At 62.9% G+C, this 2027-nt stretch carries 1 protein-coding gene; it reads left to right on the forward strand.

The genetic code is table 11. From position 1 onward, the window contains the following. Window positions 1-80: 80 nt before the first annotated feature. Window positions 81-1847: a signal recognition particle-docking protein FtsY gene (ftsY, locus tag VGO12_RS29870; RefSeq protein WP_414650799.1), complete on the forward strand. Its 1767-nt coding sequence runs from the start codon at window positions 81-83 to the stop codon at window positions 1845-1847. The last annotated feature ends 180 nt before the right edge of the window (window positions 1848-2027 follow it).

Below are 2027 nucleotides of genomic sequence, written 5' to 3' on the forward strand. Positions count from 1 at the left end.
CCGGCCACAATGGCAAGCATCTGACGATGCAGGTAAAACAGATGGCTGCGGCCTGATTTATGCGGAATTCCTGAATGGCAATGGGTTTCATCAAGAGGATCTTCACCTTCGGCAAGAGCGAGGTGGAGGAAACGAAGCCGCCGGAAGAGGCGATCGTCTCGGCGCCCGAAGTTGAGGCGCAAGCCGTCGAAAACACGCCTCCCGTTGTCGAGACAGAAATCGTCGATGAGAGCCCTGAAGCCCACTTTGAACCGCCTGTCGATATCGAGACTTTGCCGTTGTCCGACACCGATCCGGTGCTGGAAGCCGAAATCGAGACCGCCGGTGGGCCGGCTTCGGACAACGCCGAAGAACTGGCACAAGACGAGGCAGAAGCCGTATCGGACGACATTGCGGTTGCCACACCCCCCTCTCTCCCTTCGGAACATCTCTCCCATAAGGGGGGAGAGCAGGAGGAGGTCGAGGCAGCCGCTGAAGAGACTGCAGCGATCGAGACTGCTGAATCTGTTGCTGCCGAGAAGCCGGCAGATCTCGACGACATCGTCACAGCCTCCCCGGAGGTCGAAACCGTTGAACGCGTGGCAGAAGCAGAGCCAACGGCCGACGATGCCAATGCAAGCGACGTCACGGCAACCGAAGCAGAAGAAATCACGACAGTAGAAGCGACCGCACCTGACACCGAGAGCGAGCCCAGTGTGATCTCCCCCCCTGTGGGGGAGATGCCCGGCAGGGCAGAGGGGGGTGAAGCTGCAACGGCAGAGCTCCGCGAGGGTCTCGAAACCACAGAGAGCGACACGGCAGAAGCGACGACCGAGATTGCTGCAGGCAACACGGCAGAAGCCGAAGTCGTCGCGCCCGCAGCCCTCCCCAAGGGCTTTGCCACCGCCGATGGCAAGCCGAAGGAAGCGCCCACCGCGCCGAAAGAAAAGCTCACCTGGTACCAGCGCCTGCGCCGCGGCCTTGCCCGCACCTCGTCGCAGCTGACCGGCCAGATCGCCAGCCTGTTCACCAAGCGCAAGCTCGATGAAGCGACGCTGCAGGATCTCGAGGATCTCTTGATACAGGCCGACCTCGGCGTCGAGACGGCGATGCGCATCACCGACACGCTGGCCTCAGAGCGCTACGGCAAGGATGTCTCGGGCGAAGACGTGTCGCGCATCATGGCCGGCGAGATCACCAAGGTGCTTTCGCCCGTCGCCAAGCCGCTGGAACTTGACCTCAGCCACAAGCCGCATGTCATTCTCGTCGTCGGCGTCAACGGCACAGGCAAGACCACGACGATCGGCAAGCTCGCCGCCAAGCTCTCCGGCGCGGGCCTCAAGGTGATGCTCGCCGCCGGCGACACCTTCCGCGCCGCCGCGATCGAGCAGCTGAAGATCTGGGCCGACCGCACCAACTCCGACATCGTCTCCTCCAAGCTCGGCGCCGATGCGGCAGGCCTTGCCTATGAGGCCTTCCAGCAGGCGCGCGAGAAGAAGTCCGACGTCCTGATCATCGATACGGCCGGCCGCCTGCAGAACAAGGCCGAGTTGATGGCCGAGCTTGAAAAGATCGTGCGCGTGCTCGGCAAGCTCGATCCGGACGCGCCGCACACGGTGCTGCAGACGCTCGACGCCACCACCGGCCAGAACGCGCTGCAACAGGTGGAAATATTCCGCAACGTCGCCGGCGTCAGCGGCCTGATCATGACCAAGCTCGACGGCACGGCGCGCGGCGGCATCCTCGTCGCCATCTCCGCCAAGCACAAGCTGCCGGTCTACTTCATCGGTGTCGGCGAAGGCATCGACGATCTCGAACCCTTCGAGGCCAAGGATTTCGCCGAGGCGATCGCCGGCGTCGCCGCCTGACGGGGCGGTTTGGTGCTTCGCCTTTGCGGAGCACCGGTCGCCTTGATATGGTTTTGCCGCAAAGCTGGTGTTATGAGCAGCAGGCACATGCAGAAACAGGACCCCCAGATGTCGTCGATCGAGGCTTCCAAGCCGCAGAAGGAAATCAGCCCGTTGCTCAAGATGGTGCTGGAGCTTGGA

The organism is Ensifer sp. (assembly GCF_035999135.1).
Taxonomy (GTDB): domain Bacteria; phylum Pseudomonadota; class Alphaproteobacteria; order Rhizobiales; family Rhizobiaceae; genus Ensifer.